General features: G+C 67.7%; 16 protein-coding genes, 1 tRNA gene and 1 pseudogene. 9 read left to right on the top strand and 9 right to left on the bottom strand.

The genetic code is table 11. The annotated features are described in order from the left end of the window. Positions 1-169: 169 nt before the first annotated feature. The 4 genes from K2Z83_RS14945 to K2Z83_RS14930 all read left to right on the top strand — a co-directional run bounded on the left by K2Z83_RS14945 (position 170) and on the right by K2Z83_RS14930 (position 3,014). A complete protein-coding gene (locus K2Z83_RS14945; RefSeq protein ID WP_220595993.1) occupies positions 170-391 on the top strand; it encodes a hypothetical protein in 222 nt (73 codons plus the stop codon). 173 nt (positions 392-564) lie between these two features. Then, on the top strand, positions 565-1,029 hold the full coding sequence (yiaA, locus tag K2Z83_RS14940; protein WP_220595992.1) for an inner membrane protein YiaA: 465 nt from the start codon (positions 565-567) through the stop codon (positions 1,027-1,029). 165 nt (positions 1,030-1,194) lie between these two features. Continuing rightward, positions 1,195-2,094, top strand: coding sequence for a homogentisate phytyltransferase (locus K2Z83_RS14935; RefSeq protein ID WP_220595991.1), 900 nt, complete (start codon positions 1,195-1,197; stop codon positions 2,092-2,094). Further along, positions 2,091-3,014: a prenyltransferase gene (locus K2Z83_RS14930; protein ID WP_220595990.1), complete on the top strand. Its 924-nt coding sequence runs from the start codon at positions 2,091-2,093 to the stop codon at positions 3,012-3,014. The genes K2Z83_RS14935 and K2Z83_RS14930 overlap by 4 nt, the downstream gene beginning before the upstream one ends. A gap of 39 nt (positions 3,015-3,053) precedes the next feature. Here the strand turns inward: K2Z83_RS14930 and K2Z83_RS14925 are convergent, their stop codons facing one another. Next, positions 3,054-3,740: an ABC transporter ATP-binding protein gene (locus K2Z83_RS14925; RefSeq protein ID WP_220595989.1), complete on the bottom strand. Its 687-nt coding sequence runs from the start codon at positions 3,738-3,740 to the stop codon at positions 3,054-3,056. Between the two features lie 12 nt (positions 3,741-3,752). Continuing rightward, a complete protein-coding gene (locus K2Z83_RS14920; RefSeq protein ID WP_220595988.1) occupies positions 3,753-4,919 on the bottom strand; it encodes an FtsX-like permease family protein in 1,167 nt (388 codons plus the stop codon). Between the two features lie 272 nt (positions 4,920-5,191). Between K2Z83_RS14920 and K2Z83_RS14915 the strand changes: the two genes are divergently transcribed. Beyond that, positions 5,192-5,608 (top strand): hypothetical protein, encoded by a 417-nt coding sequence (locus tag K2Z83_RS14915; protein WP_220595987.1) that lies wholly within the window; start codon positions 5,192-5,194, stop codon positions 5,606-5,608. Between the two features lie 20 nt (positions 5,609-5,628). Next, positions 5,629-6,435 carry a TMEM43 family protein gene (locus K2Z83_RS14910; protein WP_220595986.1) on the top strand — a complete coding sequence of 269 codons (807 nt, stop codon included), beginning with the start codon at positions 5,629-5,631 and terminating at the stop codon, positions 6,433-6,435. Positions 6,436-6,578: 143 nt separating this feature from the next. Here the strand turns inward: K2Z83_RS14910 and K2Z83_RS14905 are convergent, their stop codons facing one another. From K2Z83_RS14905 to K2Z83_RS14895, 3 genes and pseudogenes are all read right to left on the bottom strand, one after another. Next, positions 6,579-8,372 carry a hypothetical protein gene (locus K2Z83_RS14905; RefSeq protein ID WP_220595985.1) on the bottom strand — a complete coding sequence of 598 codons (1,794 nt, stop codon included), beginning with the start codon at positions 8,370-8,372 and terminating at the stop codon, positions 6,579-6,581. A gap of 99 nt (positions 8,373-8,471) precedes the next feature. After that, complete coding sequence (locus tag K2Z83_RS14900) at positions 8,472-9,689, bottom strand: MFS transporter (RefSeq protein ID WP_255604020.1); 1,218 nt, start codon at positions 9,687-9,689, stop codon at positions 8,472-8,474. 170 nt (positions 9,690-9,859) lie between these two features. Next, a pseudogene (locus tag K2Z83_RS14895) lies at positions 9,860-10,777 on the bottom strand (M24 family metallopeptidase); the annotation flags it as partial. A 92-nt stretch (positions 10,778-10,869) separates the two neighbouring features. Here K2Z83_RS14895 and K2Z83_RS14890 point away from each other — a divergent pair. Next, positions 10,870-11,289, top strand: a complete 420-nt coding sequence (locus tag K2Z83_RS14890; RefSeq protein WP_220595983.1) for a nitroreductase family deazaflavin-dependent oxidoreductase — start codon at positions 10,870-10,872, stop codon at positions 11,287-11,289. Positions 11,290-11,402: 113 nt separating this feature from the next. Next, on the top strand, positions 11,403-11,816 hold the full coding sequence (locus K2Z83_RS14885) for a cupin domain-containing protein (RefSeq protein WP_220595982.1): 414 nt from the start codon (positions 11,403-11,405) through the stop codon (positions 11,814-11,816). Positions 11,817-11,927: 111 nt separating this feature from the next. Here K2Z83_RS14885 and K2Z83_RS14880 read toward each other — a convergent pair whose 3' ends face one another. The 4 genes from K2Z83_RS14880 to K2Z83_RS14865 all read right to left on the bottom strand — a co-directional run bounded on the left by K2Z83_RS14880 (position 11,928) and on the right by K2Z83_RS14865 (position 17,351). Beyond that, positions 11,928-12,935: an SPFH domain-containing protein gene (locus K2Z83_RS14880; protein ID WP_255604003.1), complete on the bottom strand. Its 1,008-nt coding sequence runs from the start codon at positions 12,933-12,935 to the stop codon at positions 11,928-11,930. 175 nt (positions 12,936-13,110) lie between these two features. After that, positions 13,111-14,103: a glycosyltransferase family 2 protein gene (locus K2Z83_RS14875; protein ID WP_220595980.1), complete on the bottom strand. Its 993-nt coding sequence runs from the start codon at positions 14,101-14,103 to the stop codon at positions 13,111-13,113. A 60-nt stretch (positions 14,104-14,163) separates the two neighbouring features. Next, positions 14,164-17,103: a DNA polymerase I gene (polA, locus tag K2Z83_RS14870; protein ID WP_220595979.1), complete on the bottom strand. Its 2,940-nt coding sequence runs from the start codon at positions 17,101-17,103 to the stop codon at positions 14,164-14,166. Between the two features lie 157 nt (positions 17,104-17,260). Beyond that, positions 17,261-17,351 (bottom strand) — tRNA-Ser (locus K2Z83_RS14865). Between the two features lie 372 nt (positions 17,352-17,723). Between K2Z83_RS14865 and K2Z83_RS14860 the strand changes: the two genes are divergently transcribed. Then, on the top strand, positions 17,724-18,110 hold a 387-nt coding region (locus K2Z83_RS14860; protein WP_220595978.1), incomplete at its 3' end, for an FAD:protein FMN transferase.

Here is an 18,110-nt window from a genome sequence, read left to right as displayed (position 1 = left end):
CACTCCCTTAGTATACGCTAGCCTCTTACAGAGTCTTGCCCTCACCGCCGGCAAGCCGGCAACGGCAACTTTATTGGCGGCACAGGCGTATAATAGACAGTGGTGCGGCCTCAGGCCGCGCCTATCGGTCATACTATGGAGGCTCCTATGTCCTGGGCGCGCCCGCGTGGTGAACGTCAATGATTCATCTCTGCGCGCGCGCGCCGCGCCTGGGCTGGCCGGCTCCATCCGCGTTGTGGCACGCTTCCCCGAGGGCAGCGAGGTGACCGTCATCGAGGGGCCAGCTCAGGTCGATGGCCTGACCTGGTGGCGCATAGGCGGAGATGCGGGAGAGGGCTGGAGCGCCGAGCGATCATCCGACGATGTGCTGTTTTTGGAGCCGCTCCCGTGATAGAGGGACAGCCGCCCCACACACCTGCGGGAGCACCTCGATCACGGTGAACTGCGTGCTGCCGTATCTCGTCACACCTCACGCTTCACCCTTCGATCCATAGGTTCTGCTGCTCGCCTCGTTATAGTGTGTCCAGGTACACATATAACTGTAACAGGAGAGGAGCACTACCAATGAGCACCATACCGCAGAAGCCGTCAAGTGCCTTCGTTTTAGCATCTTGGGCCGCACTCCTCGCAGGGATTACCGCCTACCTGGTGGGCCTATGGAACGCTGGCATGCCGCTGAGTGAGAAGGGCTACTACTTCACCGTCCTGATGTACGGGTTGTTCGCTGCGGTCTCCCTGCAGAAGAGTGTCCGCGATCACCTCGAAGGCGTCCCGGTGACGCCGATCTATTTCGGGCTGAGCTGGAGCTCGGTGGCCCTGACGATCACGCTCCTTGCCGTCGGGCTCTGGAACGCCTCGCTTCTGTTGAGCGAGAAGGGCTTCTACGCAATGGCCTTCGTGCTCGCGATGTTCGCCGCAGTGACGGTGCAGAAGAACACTCGTGACCTTGCGATCAGCGGCGGAGAGGCGAGCGAGCCAGGGGAGCGCTTTCGCTGGCCCACGCCGAGCAGCACTACCGCCACGGACTGACATCTAGCAAAAGGTGACGCACGACAGGGGGAGCGGCGCATGCGCCGCTCCCCCTGTCGTCGCGCGCTACGGCGCGCTCATGGCGATGCTGCTCGCATGATGGGGCATAGGACTTGCTAACGGGAAGAAGGTCGTATATAGTGTAGTATATACATAAGGATTGCTATGCGTATGCTCCGCACCCTGGTCGCATTTGGCCGACCCCATACCATCATCGCCACAACCGTTCAGGTGCTCACGATCTTTGTGATCGTGGCGGGCCGGCAGGCAGGCCCCGCCGCCGTGGCCCCGCTCACGCTGGCGCTGGTGGCCTGTCTGTCGCTGAACGTCTACGTCGTCGGGATCAACCAGATCACTGATGTAGACATCGACCGGGTGAATAAGCCATGGCTGCCGCTCGCCGGAGGGCGGCTGAGCATGGCCCAGGGCCGCGTGATCGTGGCGGCGGCGGGCGTGCTGGCACTGACGCTCGCCCTGATCGCCGGGCCCTACCTGCTGCTCACCGTGGCCCCGATCATGCTGATCGGCACGCTCTACTCGCTGCCGCCGGCGCGCCTCAAGCGCCGCCCGATCTCGGCGGCGATCAGCATCGCCTTCGCCCGCGGGGTGCTGTCGAACCTCGGCCTGGCCCTGCACTACAGCCAGGTCTTTGGGGTGCGCCCGCCCCTGATCACCCTGGCCATGATGGGCGTCTTCTTCTTCGGCTTCGGCCTGGTGATCGCGATCTATAAAGACCTCCCAGATGGCAAGGGCGATGCGCTATATAAGATCGAGACATTCACCACCAGCATGGGGCCGCAGCGGGTGCTCGGCCTGGGCCGGGCCATCCTGAGCATCTGCTACGGCATCCCGATCCTCCTGGCCCTGCTGCTCCTGCCGAGCGGCGGCGCGCTCTTTCTGCTGCTTAGCCACCTGGCGATCATCGGGCTGTTCTGGCTCGCCAGCCTGCGCGTTGATCTGCGATCTCAGACATCAATCAGCGGCTTCTATATGTTCCTCTGGGCGATCTTCTACGCCGAGTTTGGCGTGCTCAGCCTCTATGAGCTGACGCGGGCGATCGGATGAGCGGCGCGGGGGCGCTGCGTGCGCGCGCCGTCGATCTGCTGGCCCTGGGCCGGCCGCTGCACCTGCTCGGCGGCGCCCTCTTCTATGGGCTGGGGGTGGCCGCCGCGCGCTCGGCCGGCGCGCCCCCGCGCTGGCCCCTCGCCGCCGCCGGGCTGCTGGCGGTGCTCGCCGCCCAGCTGATGGCCCACTACAGCAACGACTACTTCGACCTGGAGGCCGACCGGCTCAACCGCACGCCGACCCGCTGGACCGGCGGCAGCCGGGTGCTGGTCGAAGACCGCCTCCCGCCGCGCGCGGGCCTGCTGGCCGCCATCACATGCGCCGTGCTGGCGCTGGTTGTCGCCGTCATTGCTGCCGCGATTAGCCCCGCGCCGGCTCTAAGCCTGGGGGTGCTGCTGGCGGCGATCGGCATGGCCTGGGCCTACAGCAGCCCGCCGCTGCGCCTGAACTGGCGCGGCCTGGGCGAGGTCGCTGGGGCGCTGCTCATCCCCGGCATGACCTGCATGGTCGGCTTTGTGCTCCAGGCGGGCGCTATCACGCCGCTGCCGCTGCTGCTGGCGGTGCCGCTCTGCCTCTTCGACTTTATGCAGCTGCTCGCGGCGAATGTGCCGGATGCGGAAGGGGACACGCTGGCGGGAAAGCACACCCTGGTGGTGCGACTAGGCCGGCGGCGGGCGGCCTGGGTCTACCTTGCCGCGCTGGCCGCCGGCTATGCCGCACTGCCGCTGTTGGTGGCCGGGGGGCTGCCCTGGCGGGTGGCGCTGGCCGGTCTGGGCGCGACGCCGATAGCGATCTGGCTGGCGGTCGAGGCGGCGCGCGGCTGGCCTGACCCGGCGCGCTGGGACGCCCTGGGATTCTGGAGCGTCGGCCTGATCGTCGGCACCGCCCTCTGCCAGCTGGCGGCGCTCGTCTGGGCGTAGAATAGCTTCCCGGAAGTTGCGAACTTCCGGGAAGCTATTCTACGCCGTCACGGCCTCCTCCACCAGCCGCCCGTCCTCCATGTGCAGCACCCGGTCGGCGTAGGCGCACATGCGCAGGTCGTGCGAGACCATCACCCCGGCCCGGCCCTGCTCGTGGATGAGGTTGGCCAGAGTGCTCACCACCTGGTGCGCGCGGCTGGTGTCCAGGCTCGCCGTCGGCTCGTCGGCCAGGACAATGCTCGGCTCGTGGACGAGCGCCCGGGCGATCGCCACGCGCTGCTGCTGGCCGCCGGAGAGCTGCGAGGGCAGGTTGTCCAGCCGCTTGCCGAGGTCCAGGCGGGTCAGCAGCTCGACGGCGCGGGCGCGGCCCTGCTGGTCGAGCGCCCCGTTGAGCCGCAGCATCAGCTCGACATTCTCGCGGACGGTGAGGTAGGGGACAAGGTTGTTGGACTGGAAGGTGAAGCCGATGTGAGTCAGCCGAAAGGCGGCCAGCTCGGCCTTACGCATCGTGCGCAGGCTGCGCCCGTTGATCAGCACCTCGCCATCGTCAGGGTGCAGCAGGCCGGCCAGCAGCGCCAGCATTGTCGTCTTGCCCGAGCCGCTCGGCCCGGCCAGGGCGACAAACTCGCCGGGCTGAATCTGGAGCGAGACCGCATCGACGGCGCGGATCTCGCTGCCCTGCATGTGGTAGATCTTGCTGACCGACTGGGTCTCAAGCGTGCTCATGGGCTGGCCTTCTCACCCGCTCAGGCCCAGCGCCCGCAGCGGCTCGATCTTCAGGATGGTGCGCGCCGCGACCATGGCGGCGGCCGGGCCGGCGGCGAAGAGCGACAGGATGGTGATCGTGATCTTCGTGCCGCTGAAGACGATCGGCACCGTCGCAGGGAGCACCTGGGCCATCGCCCACATCACCGCGCCGCCGATCGCCAGCCCGACCACCAAGGTGATCATGATCTGGATCAGTAGGGTGGTGATCACCATGCGGCTGGATGCGCCGATCGCCTCAAGCATGCCGATCTGCGCCACCTTCTGGAGCGTCTGGATCTGGAAGAAGCTGCCGACGATCAGCACGACGATCAGCAGCATGAAGCCCTGCTGCATGCTGATCGTCGACTGCATGTCGTTGTAGCCCTGGGTGGTGCGGTAGGCCGTCACCGGGTCGGTAACCTCAACCTGGCTGACGGTGCGCTCAATCGCGGCGGCCACGGCGTCCGGGGGCGCTGTCTGGTCGAGCTTCACGGCGGCGATGTTGAAGAGCAGGTCGGCCCCCTCATTGCCGCCGGGCGTCTCCTGGGGCCGGATGCGCTCCCAGCGGCGCAGGGGCACGAAGATGCTGGGGATGTAGTTGACCTTACGGCCCTCGGCGAAGCCCTGCACGCGCAGGTCGTAGAGCTGCTCCTCCATGCCCTGCACCACCTTGAGCGTGATCGTCGCCCCGAGCGGGATGCCCAGCCGCTCGACGACGTGGCGGTCGAGCACGGCGTGGGCGGCGCGGCTGTCGTTGAGCGCCTCGCCGGCGTAGGCCGCGGGCGCGCCGGGCTCCCCCGGCTCGACGCCGATCAGCGCCACGTCAAGGCCGTCGGTTGCCGCCCCGTTGACCGCGATGATCGCGGCCGTGCTGACCCCGACCGGGCCAACCGCCGCCACGCCGGGGACGCGCCGGATCTGGCTGAGCCGGCTGCGGCCGAGCCGGCTCGCCTGGAGCTGGTAGTCCACATCCTTCTGGAAGACGACCAGCTCCGAGCCCATGCGGTCGAAGTACTCGCTGGCCCCGAGCGAGAGGCCGTCGCCGAGGGCCGAGGTGAACAGCACCAGCAGCGTGATCAGCGCGACGATCAGGAAGACGGCGCTGAAGCGCCGCTTGTTGCGCGCCATCTCTTTGAGGGCGAGGTAGAGTGGGAGCATAGGGTCGTGATGCCTGTCACACATATAGTCAGAACTGACTATATGTGTGCGGATTATACGCACCCACGCCGGGCCTGTCAAGCAGGAGAGCTGCGCCCCAGACTCCGCTTTTTGTTGCGTTTTGGGCGGCTTCGCCGCAAAGGGAAAGGGGGCTGGGGGGTGAGGGATGGCCAGCGCTAAATTGTAAAGCTGCTACGAACCGTGTCTTAGCGCGAATACGCGCTGGGTCAAGCTCGGCTCGGTATGGTAGGATGAGGTGTGTACCCGGAAGGATGTTGCGCACGACACGGGTGACGGCCACCGTAGGCACCCGGTATGTCAGTGGCACCGGCGCGACCTTTTTGAGCGAGTGGGCCAGCATATTCTGTCGCGGGCGTCGGGCGAAGAAGACGCTGCTGCGGACGATCTATCGCCACCTCTGGCGCGGCGAGGTGGATGCCGCCATCAACTGCCTGGAGTCCTACCGCCCCGAGGCCCGCACAACCGAGTGGCTGGACAAGCTGATCGGCTATCTGGATGCGCGCCACCCCCTCATCTCCGACTATGGCCAACGGCGGCGAACAAGCCAGTATATCGGGAGCGGTCAGGCGGAGAAGGACAACGACCAGATCGTGGGAGTGACGGAACGTCTTGCATGCGGGCGGGCGGCTGAAGCCGCGCCGGAAGGGCCTGCGGCCGCGCCTACCTGACTCTGGAGCGCGTCGCCGAGATGTACGCCTGGGTTGAGCACGAGGAGTCGAAGACCCGCGACGAGCCCGGCGGCGGCACGCGCACCGAGACGACCTACACCTACCGCAAGGAGTGGACCGCGTCGCCGCAGAGCGGGGCGAGCTTCGAGTACCCCAACGGCCACCGCAACCCGGCGATGGAGTTCACCTCGGACACAATGACCGCCGCCAATGGGAGCATCGGCGCCTACGAGCTGGATATGGCGAGCCTGGATCTGCCCTCGGCGGAAGATCTCCAACTCAATTCGTCAATCGTGGCCCCGACGAGCAACGTCCGCCAGGAGGATAACTACCTGCTGATCGGTCGCAGCTCGCTGAGCGACCCGCAGATCGGCCACGTGCGCATCTCCTACAAGGCCCTGCCAGCCGGCCAGTCGTTCACCACCTTCGGCATGCAGCGCGGCGGCCAGATCATTGCCTACAGCAACGAGAAGGGCGACCGGCTCTACCGCGCGCTTGAGGGCGACCGGGCGGCGGCGATCAATCAGCTCCAGGTGGAGGACACGATCATGGATTGGGTCATCCGCATCGGCACGCTGCTGATGATGTGGGCCGGGCTCTCGATGGCGCTCGGCCCACTCAACGCGGCCGTCGGGATCCTCCCGGTGATCCGCCAGGCCGGCGGCTGCCTGATCGGCCTCGTCACCCTGGCGGTGGCCTTCCCGATCTGGGGCGCGACGGTGCTGATCGCGATCGTGGCCCACAACATCTGGCTGATGATCGGCGTCGCGCTGCTGATCATGGGCGGCGCGTTTGTCTTCCTGCGGCGGCGGCAGGCGCTCGCCTAGCGCTGGGGGTGAGGGTGTGGGAGAGCTTTGCTCTCCCACAAAAAACTGGTTCTGCTGGGGAGTGGCGTAGCCGCTCCCCAGCAGAACCAGTGCCGCATGTGCCGGACTGGCACACGCATCAAGGCATAGGCCTAGCCCTGCGCCTACTGGGCGAACTCGTCGGTCACATCGTCCACCTGCAGGGTCTCATCGACCGTGCCGTCGCCGCCGTAGTCCACGTCGAGCGCCATGGGCTCGCCGTTGCCCGGCCAGAGCAGGTAGTCGACGTAGACCACATCGTCGGGCTGTAGCTCGATCCCCGTGGCCCCGAAGACCTGCTCGCCCGTGTCGTCGTAGCGGGCCACCACCAGGCTGTAGCTGCCGGCCTCGCTGTTATCGATCGAGTCGACGCTCAGCCAGCCCTCCTTGGTGTCGAGCGAGAGGTTCAGCGCCTCGCCGGGGGCCATCGCCTCGCCGTAGACGCCGAACTGGTAGTCGGCGGCGTCGGTCTCCACGGCCACCAGCAGGAAGGGCGTCTCGCCGCTCTCGGTGCGATAGGAGAGCAGGCTGCCGTCGGGCGATACGTCGAGCGTGTCGACCTGGCCCGGGTCGAGGATGATGTCGCTGACCTCCAGGGCGTAGCCGGGGCCGATCATCGTCACCGTCGAGTTGGACGGCTCGGTCAGCCGGCTGCCGTCGATGCTGATCGTGAAGTCGATACTGGTCGGGATGTAGTAGACCGGCTCGGCGTTCTCGTCCCAGACGCTGACCCCGAACTTGTTGGAGTTCGAGAGCGAGCCGTCGATCTCGTTGACGAAGACGCCGTCCCTGAATCCGACGCTGCGGCCCTCGGCGTCGGTGATCAGCAGGTCGGCGTCGCCCTCCAGCCAGATCTCGTTGTACTGGGTCTGCCCGGCCTGGAGCATCATACCGCCGGCGCGGGCCGAGGCCTGGCCCTGGCAGAAGGGGCACTCCTGCTGGCCGAGGCGCGGCCCGATTGGGGCCAGCTCCAGCGTGGTGGTCGAGGCGTCGCCCTCGTAGTTGCCCTCGGCCTCGGCCGGGTTGGTCGAGCCCGAGTAGCTCCATGTGTCGTTGTTGGTGTCCACCTCAACCGCCCTGGCCTGGCCGGGGTAGTTGTTGTCGTAGACCAGGATCCAGTAGATGCCGTTGCCGCGGTCCTCGACGGCGTAGGGCGTGATCGCGTGGCCGCCGGTGAAGTCGCGCTTGTAGATGCCCAGGGCGTACTGGTCGCTGCCCGAGGGGCCGGCGGCGAAGGATGTGAGCAGGGTGTTCACCACGCCGCTGGGAGTCTGCTGGACGATGCCCGAGCGGGCGGGCTGGGTGGCCTGGGTGGCCCACCAGTAGGCGATCTCGCGCTGGAGCGGCTCGTTGCCGGCGATCTGGAGCTCGGGCGTGCTGGCAGCCCCGAAGCTGTTGGCATCGACCTGGCCGGTGTAGAGCAGGTTGCTGAGGACGGCCATGCCCTCGCAGTGGCCGCCGTTCATGGCCTGGTTGATCTGCTGGAGCCACTGCTCGCCGGGCGGCGTGAGGATGCACTGGCCGTCCTGGATCGTGGCGCAGGCCTGGTCGCCGAACAGGCGCTGGACGTCGCTGGGGGTGAGGTTCGTCTCGCCCTGGCCGCCGTAGTTCTCAAACGAGAAGCCGTTGGCGTCGGGGCGGAAGCCGAGGTCGGATGCGTAGGTGCCGCTGGTGTCGGCGCTGCCATCGGCGCCGCTTGACGCGCCTGACCCGTCGCCCCGCTCCGGGGCGACCGTGGGCTCGTCGGCGGGGGCGGGCTCCTCGTCGGCGGGGGCGGGCTCCTCGTCGGCTGGGGCGACGGCGACGGCGGTGTCCTCTGGGATGGGCGCATCGGCGGCGGGCTCGTCGCCGCAGGCGGCGATCACAAGCAGCAGGGCCAGGGCGAGCAGCAGGCGGGTGAGACGCAGGTGTTTGCGCATCGGTGGGCACGCTCTTTCTACTACAGTGCATTGCGGATAGCGCAGGGCGAGTGATATGGGTAAGCTATTATTGTACTGTATCGCACAAGTATTACAGCACTACTGCGGCGCCTCCACGGGCTCGCGCAGCGCCCGCCCCTGCGATAGCAGCAGCCCGAGCTGCACAAACCAGCCGATCGCCGTCCAGACCCTGACGGTTAGCGCCACATCGCCGACCACCTGGGCGATGCTGCCCAGCAGCAGCCCGGCGATCTGGGCCACGCCGCCGATCAGCAGCAGGTAGACCGCCATCACCCGGCCGCGCAGCCCATCCGGCACGATCAGCTGGAGCAGCGTGTTCGAGAGGGTCAGCGTGGTGATGCCGCACCAGCCGACCATGGCCAGCAGGAGCATGGAGAGCGGCACATATCGCGAGAGGGTGAAGGCGGCCAGCACGGGCGCGTAGGCCAGCAGGGCCACGCTGCGCAGCCGCACCCTGGGCAGGCGGTCGCCGAGGGCGGCGATCATGATCGCGGCCACCAGCGCCCCGGCCGCGTTGCTGGACGCGAGCCCGCCGAAGGTCATCGCGTCGCCGCCGAGCACGGCGCTGGCGAAGGAGGGCAGCAGCGGGATGTAGGCCAGGCAGAAGACGCACAGCACCGCCAGCTGGGCGATGATCAGCCGGGCCTGCGGGTTGTGCGCGATGTAGCCGAGCCCGTCGCGCAGCCGCCGTCGCTGCGCCGCGCCGCCGCTCGCGGATGTGTTTGGCGGCAGACGCATCAGCAGCAGGCCGGCGATGACCGCGCCGTAGCTCAGGCCGTTGTAGAGGAAGGCCGGACCCTCGCCGAAGCTGGCGATCACGACGCCGGCCAGGGCCGGGCCGATCACCCGCGCCCCGTTGAACATGGTCGAGTCCAGCCCGATCGCGTTCAGCAGATCCTCGCGGCCCACCAGGTCGATCGTGAAGGCCTGTCGCGCCGGCCCCTCGAAGGTTGTCGCGAGCCCCAGCACCAGCGCGAGCACGAGCACCATCCAGACCTGCACGACCCCCGTCAGCGTCAGCGCCGCCAGGGTCAGCGCCGAGGCCATGGCCGCGCCCTGCGTGATCAGCAGCAGCGTCCGCTTGGGCACCCGGTCGGCCATGGCCCCGGCCGACAGCGACAGCAGGAGCACCGGCAGCGACTGGGCTGCGGCGACCATGCCGAGCCAGAAGGTGGACTCGGTGAGGCGGTTGACCAGCCAGCCCTGGGCGGTCGACTGCATCCAGACGCCGGCGATCGAGACAAGCTGGCCGAAGAACAGCAGCCGGTAGTTGCGGTGGCGTAGCGCCCGCAGCATGGCGGGCAGGTGGAGGGACGGCATCGGCGGGCTCCTGCGGGTGTGGCGAGCTGAGCGCCTATGGTACCACAGCAGTGGATTGGGGGACATATGGCCCACGGCACTGCATCTCTGTGACATGTGGAAACGGCTGCCTCGCGGCAGCCGTTGGGGGTGGCGGCCCGCCGCAGCGACGGCCCCTCGTGGATGTCCAGGCCGACGCCGTGGCCCAGTCCGTGGCCGAACGCGTCGCCGTAGCCGGCGGCGGCGATGTGATCGCGGGCCAGGGCGTCGGCCGCGTTGCCGCGCAGCCCCGGCCGCAGCCCCGCCAGCACGCGGCGCTGGGCCTCCAGCACGATGGCGTAGATCTCGCGGAACGTCGCGTCGGGCTCGCCCAGGCAGACGGTGCGGGTCAGGTCGGCGTGGTAGCCGCCGACGAGGGCTCCCATGTCGATCACGATCGGCTGGCCCAGTCCGAGGGGGGCGTCGCCGGGGCGGGCGTGGGGCAGGGCGCTGTTCGGCCCCGCCGCGACGATGATCGGGAAGGAGAGCGCGTCGGCGCCCCGCTCGCGCATGGCGACCTCCAGCATCCAGGCCGCCTGGCGCTCGGTCATCTCGGGGCGCAGCTGCGGGATCACCGACGTGATCGCCTCGTCGGTGATCGCGATCGCCCGGCGCAGGGTGGCCAGCTCGCCGGCGTCCTTCACCTCGCGCAGCGCCTCGACAACGCCCATCGCCGGCTCCAGCTCCACCGGCGCGTTGGCCAGGGCCTTGTCAAGCGCCCGGTGCTCGGCTACGCTGACGTGGGCCGCCTCGAAGCCCACCCGGCGCAGGTCAAGCTCCGCAGCCGCCTCGGCCAGCAGATCGGCCAGGGGGCGGCCGGGGTTGACGATCTCGCGCAGGCTGAAGGCGGGGGCCTCGCGCCCGGCCTGGATGACGTAGCGCCCGTCGGTGAAGAGCAGGGCCACCTCGGCGGTGATCAGCAGGGCGCCGTTCGAGCCGCTGAACCCGCTGATGTAGCGCCGGTTGGCGGGCGCGCTCACCAGCAGCGCCGGCATCCCGCGCTCGCCCATGGCCGCCCGCAGGCGGCTGAGTCGGTCGTTCTGCATAAGGACATTCCTTTCTCGCGTATCGTACGCTAGCACATCATCTGCGCTACAATGATACTATCGCTAGGATACGATATCTATATCTAGGAGATATGATGACGAACCCCAACGACTTCAACCAGGCCATCATCGCAGAGTTCCGCGCCAACGGTGGCAACGTCGGCGGCCAGTTCGCCGGCGCGCCCATGCTGCTGCTGAACACCGTCGGCGCCCGCAGCGGCCAGCCGCGCACGAGCCCGCTCGTCTACAACACCGACGGTGAGCGCATCGTGATCATCGCATCTAAGGGCGGCGCTCCAAGCAACCCCGACTGGTACTACAACCTGCTGGCCAACCCTGAGGTCACGGTCGAGGTGGGCGCGGAGCAGTTTGTGGCCCGCGCCAGTTTCCCCGAGGGCGCAGAGCGCGATCGGCTCTTCGACCAGATGGCCGCGAAGATGCCGTTCTTCGCCGAGTACCAGCGCAACACCGAGCGCGTCATCCCAGTTGTCGTGATCGAGCGTGTGGGCTGATGCCGCGCGACCGGCAATGATCTCGGATTGCACTCTCAGCCTTGGTAGGCTATCCTGCCAGACATAGCACAGCGCCAGGCGCAATGGTGCGCCCAAGCATGAGGAGGATCGCGATGGCTACCGAGCGGGACGCCCAGACGCCAACGTGCCAGGTTGTCAGCTCGCAGGATGTGTACGCTGGGAAGCAGGGCCTCACCTATTTCGCCGGCATCTCCGCCGAGAGCGTGGGCTCTCGGGCGATCTGCATGCATATGCTCCGTATGCCGCCAGGCGTGCGGGCGCTGCCCCACCTGCACGAGCAGCACGAGACGGCGATCTATATGATCAGCGGGACGGCCGAGATGTACTACGGCGAGCGGCTTGAGCAGCATATGGCAGTCCACGCCGGCGAGTACCTCTACATCCCGGCCGGCGTGCCCCACCAGCCCTTCAACCCCTACCCCGCTGAGGCCGTGGCCATGATCGCCCGCACCGACCCCAACGAGCAGGAGAGCGTGGTGCTCCGGCCCGACCTCGATCGGGGATAGTGAGGGTGTGGGAGAGCGGAGATCTCCCATAAAAAAAACTGGTTCTGCTGCGGCGCGGCGTAGCCGCGCCGCAGCAGAACCAGTGCGGCATGTGCCCGCCTGGCACACATGCTACGGGGTTGTCGGCTCCACCGGGGTGGCCGGCTCGACCGGGGTGACCGGCGCGAGCGGCTGGGAGGGCACCGGGATGACCGACGACGCCGAGCTGTCATTGCTCATCTGGTTGAGCAGCAGGGTCACGTTGGTGTTCGGGTCGAGGAACCACATGTTGCCGTTGTCGAGCATCTGCACCATCAGCTCGCGCTTGCGCAGCTCGTAGAGCTCGGGGTTCTCGCGCCAGTACTTGCCCTCGATCGCCCGCACCTGTGCGTCGCGGTTGGCCGCCTCCAGCGACGCCGCCGTCTGGCCCTTCTCGCGGGTCAGGGCCACGGTCGCCTCCTGCTCGGCCTGGAACAGGTTGTTATTCTGCTGGGCCTCGATCTGCTGGCGGCGCTTCTCCTCCGTCTCGATCTGCACCTCCAGGTTGGCCTTCTCGGCCAGCAGCTGGGCGTAGGCGTCGCCCACCTTGATGTCGAGCACCTTGACCGCCTCCAGCCGCACGTAGAGCTGGTCCACCGGGGGCCGCTGACCATCGCCGGCGGGGGTGGTCAGGAACTGGCGGATGCGGTCGGCGAAGCTGCCGCGGTCCGAGAGGGCCTGGTCGAGCGTAAACTGGGTGCTGGCGCTCTTGAGCGCGTCGTTGATGAAGCCGTCTAGGAAGGCGTTCAGCTGGTCGTCGCTGACGCCGATCTCGCCGTAGGCCGCCTGGAGGGCCTCGGGCGAGGTGAGCCGGCTGTAGTCCACCTGGATATCAATGTCGTAGAGCTGCTTGTCGCTGCTGGCCACATTCTGGGCGGCCGTGCGCGTCTGCCGGCGCACGTTCACCACTGAGATGCTGGTGAAGGGGGCGAAGGGCCGGAAGAACAGGCCCGGCTCCTGGACGCCCTCGACGCGGCCCTGGGTGATGATGATCCCGCGCTCGCCCTCATCGATCTGCTCAAACTTCATCGTGCTCAGGCCGACGCCGACCAGCGCAAAGATGACGACAAGCCCGGCGATAAGACCAGCTCTGGAGCCCATACTTCCTCCTCTTGATGGCGTGGCACGTTGTGACATCTTTCCCTCATCTATCGCTATCTATGCTCGGAAGCCCACACATCTCATCGTATGATACGCGCGCTACACGCTAAAGGTTTCATAGAATCCTCATGCCCGTGGATGTGGCGGCAGCGCCGCCACATCCACGGGCATGAGTCTACTGTCGCTCGCGCAGGCTGTAGGGCCGGCCCGCATCCTCGAATCCGAGTGCGTCGGCCACGATGTAGAGCGGCCTGCCCTTCACCTCGTCGTAGATCCGGCCCACGTACTCGCCGATGATGCCGATCGAGACCAGCTGCACCGCGCCGATGAAGAGCACCATCGCCAGGGTGCTGGCCTGCCCGTAGAAGGCCGAGTCGACCGGGTCGCCCACATAGAACAGGCGCATCCCCACGACGGCGATCAGGAAGATCAGGCTGAGCGTGGCGGTGATGAACCCCATGTAGGTGGCCAGCTGGAGCGGCAGGTAGCTGAAGCTCGTGATCCCATCGAGCGCAAACTTGAGCATCTTACGCAGCGGGTACTTGGTGTCGCCGGCCTTGCGGGCGTGGCGTCGGTAGGGCACGCCGGCCTGCTTGAAGCCGACCCAGACCGAGAGCCCGCGCATGAAGCGGTGGTGCTCGCGCATGCGTGCCAGGGTGTCCACCACCTTGCGATCCATCAGCCGGAAGTCGCCCGTGTCCACCGGGATATTCACGCTCGTGATCTTGACGATCAGGCGGTAGAACAGGGCGGCGGTGAAGGTCTTGAACCAGGTCTCGCCCTCGCGCTCGGCGCGCACCGCGTAGACCACCTCGTAGCCCTCGCGCCACTTGGCGACCAGCTCGGGGATGACCTCGGGCGGGTCCTGCAGGTCCGAGTCGATCACCACCACGGCCTGGCCCTGGGCGTAGTCGGTGCCGGCGGTGATCGCCAGCTGGTGGCCGAAGTTCTTCGAGAAGGAGACCGCCTTCACCCGCGGGTCGCGCGCGTGGATGGCGCGCATCAGCTCGGGCGAGCGGTCGCGGCTGCCGTCGTTCACCAGCACGATCTCGAAGGGCTCGCCCAGCGGCTCCAGGGCCGCCGCCACCCGCTGGCAGAACTCCTCGAGCAGCTGCTCCTCGTTATAGACCGGCGCCACCACCGAGACGGTGGGTCGTTCGTGGGTCATAGATCCTCGCGGTATGCTATAGGGCGACGCCACCGGCGTCGCCCTATAGCATACCAGACTTTACGCCATCTCCTCCCAGTTCGGCCCGACCTCCACATCCACCCCCAGCGGCACCTGTTGCTCCTGGCCGTCATCGTCGGTCCACTTCAGCTCGTAGGCGTGCTCCATCACCTCGCGGACCAGCTGCTTGACAGTCTCCACCTCGTCGTCGGGCGCCTCCAGGATCAGCTCGTCGTGGACCTGGAGCAGCAGGCGGGCGCGCAGGCCGTGATTGTCGAGGGCGTGTGACAGCTCTACCATAGCGATCTTCATGATGTCGGCGGCGCTGCCCTGGATGGGCGCGTTGATCGCCTCGCGCTCGGCCGCCGCCCGACGCGGCCCCTTCGTCTGCAGGTCGCGCATCTCGCGCCGCCGCCCGAACAGCGTGCTGACATAGCCATTGGCCTGGCCCGACTCGAGGGTCTCGCTAATGTACTGGCGGATGCCGGGGAAGCGGGCGAAGATCCCGTCGATCATCGACTGGGCCTCCGTGCGGCTCAGCTCGGTGCGCTGGGCCAGGCCGAAGGCGCTGATGCCATACACGATCCCGAATATGGTCGTCTTCGCGATCCGCCGCTGGTCCTTATTTACCTCCTTGATCGGCACGCCGAACAGCTGCGCCGCCGTGGCGGCGTGGATGTCCTGGCCCTCCTGGAAGGCCTTCACCAGGCTCGCGTCTTTGGTGATGTAGGCCAGCACGCGCAGCTCGATCTGCGAGTAGTCGGCGGCGATGAACTGGTGCCCAGGTGCCGCCACGAAGCCGCGCCGGATCTCGCGGCCCTCCTGGGTTCGCACTGGTATGTTCTGTAAGTTTGGATCCAAACTCGATAGCCTCCCCGTCGCCGCACCTACCTGGTTATACGAAGTGTGTACCCGCCCGGTGGCTGGGTTGACCATGTCGGGCAGCGCGTCCACATAGGTGGACTTGAGCTTGGAGAGCTGGCGGTACTCCAGGATACGCTCGCAGATCCCGCTGGTGTCCTCGGCGCGCAGCTGCTCCAGCACATCGGCGGTGATCGAGTACTTCTTGGTCTTCGCGGTCAGCGGGACGCCCTTGGTGGGCAGGCCGATCTTGCCGAAGAGCACGTCGCTGAGCTGGTCGCTGGAGTTGATGTTGAATGGCCGCTCGGCGATGCCGTAGATCTCCTGCTCGATCTCGCCGATCCGCTCGCCCAGCCGCAGTCCCAGCGCCTCCATGTAGGGCTTGTCGAGGCCGATCCCGGCCTGCTCCATCTTCACCAGCACGTCCACCAGGGGCAGCTCCAGCCGGCGGAAGAGGTCGGCCAGCCGCTCGTGCTCGGCCAGCTGTGGCTCCAGGGCCCGCACGAGGCGCAGGGTCATGTCGGCGTCGGCGGCGGCGTAGGGCGTGGCCAGGGCCACCGGCACCTTGTCGAAGCTGATCTGCTTGCTGCCCCGGCCGATCAGCTCCTCGATCGGCGTCATCGTGTCCGGCAGGCCCAGCTCGTAGAAGGCCAGATCCTTCAGGCCGGCTCGCTTGCCGAGCAGGGCGGCCGCGATCATGGTGTCGAAGGCCAGCCCGCGCACGGCGACCCCAGCGCCCAGCAGCATCTCAATGTCGAACTTGGCGTTGTGGGCATACTTGGCCTTTGCCGAGTCCTCGAAGAAGGGCCTGAGGGCGGCGACGACCTGCGCGGCGGGCAGCTGCGGCCCCTCGGCGTGGCCGCAGGGCACATACACCGCGCTGCCGGGGCTCACGGCGATCGAGATCCCGCAGAGGGCGCTCTGGAAGGGCCGCAGGCCGGTCGACTCGGTGTCGAAGGCGAATCCGGGCGCGGCCTCAAGGGCGCGAGCTAGGGCATCGAGCTCGGCCTCCGTGGTGACGGCCCGGTAGTCGCCGAGGGCGGGCCGGCTGGGCGCGGCGGGGGCCGGCGCGGGCGCGGCCACGTCGCCGAAGAGCGAGAGCTGGGCCGGCCCGGCGGGCGCGGCGGGGGCCGGCGCGCTCAGGCTGTCCGGCAGCGCCTCGCCGAACATATCCTGCTGGACGACGCCGCCGGCGGGGGGCGCGGGCGCAGATGTGGGGGCCGGCGCCTCGGGCGAGGCGCCGATGCCGCCGCCGGGCAGCTTCTTCAGCAGGCCCGAGCTCGCGCCAAACTCTAGCTCCTGGAACAGCCGCACCACCGCCGCCCGGTCGTAGTCGTGGACTGCGGAGTCCTCAAGGCTCAGCTGCACCGTCGGCACCTCGCAGACGATGGTGGCCAGCTTCTTGCTGAATACCGCCGCCTCGCGCTGGCCGTCGAGCGGCTTCTGGTAGCGCTTGGGCGCCTCGGCCAGGTGCTCGTAGAGGTTCTCGACGCTGCCGAACTGGTTGAGCAGGGCGATCGCCCCGGCCTCGCCGATGCCCTTCACGCCGGGGATATTGTCCGAGGTGTCGCCCTTGAGGCCGCGCAGGTCGGCCAGCTGGCTGGGGGCGAGGCCCTTGTAGCGCTCGCGCACCTTCTCCTCGTCGTAGATCGTCGTCGTCGTCTTCTGGCCGTAGGGGTTGGCCAGGATCACCCGCACGTGGCCGTCGACCAGCTGGAGCGAGTCGGTGTCGCCGGTGAGGATGAGCGTCTCCACATCGAGGGCGGTGGCCTGGCGGGCCAGCGTGCCGATCACATCGTCGGCCTCGAAGCCGTCGGCGGTGTAGATCGGCAGGTTCAGGGCCCTGCACAGCTCCTGGATGCGCTCCATCTGCGGGTGGAACTCCTCGGGCGTCTCGGCCCGGCCGGCCTTGTACTCCGCGTACATGTCGTCGCGGAAGGTGCGGCCCACGTCGAAGGAGATCGCCACGTACTCAGGGCGCTGCTCCTGGATCATCGAGAGCAGGATCTGGGCAAACCCGTAGACCGCGTAGGTCGGCTCGCCGCGCGAGGAGCGCAGGCCGGAGTCCTTCAGGGCGAAGAAGGCGCGGAAGGCCAGCGCGTGGCCGTCGATCAGCGCGAGTCGCTTGCGTTGGGCCATGGGTTGTCCTCCCGGCAGCAAAGGCGTGCTAGAGGGGTATTATACCATCGCCATGCCGCGCTCGGCGCGGCAGCCGGCGAGCGCGCCGGCATCGCGACGCACAAGACGAGGCGGCAAGGCCACCAGTGGCCTTGCCGCCTCGTCTTGTGCGCAATGCTGGCGGGGAGAGGGAGATTCGAACTCCCGAGGGCTTTTTAGACCCTACTCGTTTTCGAGACGAGCACGTTCAACCGCTCCGTCATCTCCCCGAGCAACGCTGCGCATTATACGATGTCCATTCTATCTGCGCAAGTCAGACGAGCGCCTGCGCCAGGGCATGTGCAACGTCCCTAGCCCCCCGGCTGGCGACTGGAAGTCGCGCCAATGAGGCGCTGCGCGCCGGGCGTCGGCCTGCGTCGACGCCGGATCCGCCCACGAAGGTGGGCGGTCGTCCGCAGGTCCTGCGGGCGCGAGTTTACTCGCCCGCTGACGTTGCTTATACTCTGGCGCCTGCGCGAAACTACACAAAGAATATACCTCGTTCCAACCATTCCTTTATCTCGGCGTGGTACAACCAGAGCAGGTATGATATGGGCGCAGCAGGCATCGTGCCTGGCGTAGACCGAACGGGAGCAGCGATCATGGAGCGGCTTGAGTTTCGCGCGATGGGGTGTCAGATGCTGGCGGTGATCGATGCGGACGGCGAGGAGGCCGCCGCCGCGCTGCGGCAGGTGCCGGGTTGGTTCGAGGAGTGGGAGCAGTGCCTCAGCCGCTTCCGGCCAAGCAGCGAGCTCTCCCGGCTGAACGCGGACGCCGGCTACTGGCTGCCCCTGAGCGACACGCTCTGGTCGGTGCTCTCCGCCGCGCTTGCTGCGGCCCGCGAGAGCGGGGGCGTCATCTCCCCCACCCTGCTCGACGCGGTGAAGGCGGCTGGCTACACCCAGGATTTCGCCGCCGGCCCCGGCGAGTCCGCCCTGCCCGCCCCCGTCCCCAGCCTCATCGACTGGCAGATGATCGAGCTCGACCCG

This window comes from Oscillochloris sp. ZM17-4 (assembly GCF_019599295.1).
In the GTDB taxonomy this organism is placed as follows: domain Bacteria; phylum Chloroflexota; class Chloroflexia; order Chloroflexales; family Chloroflexaceae; genus Oscillochloris.
This window is presented reverse-complemented; position numbering and strand designations above follow the sequence as displayed.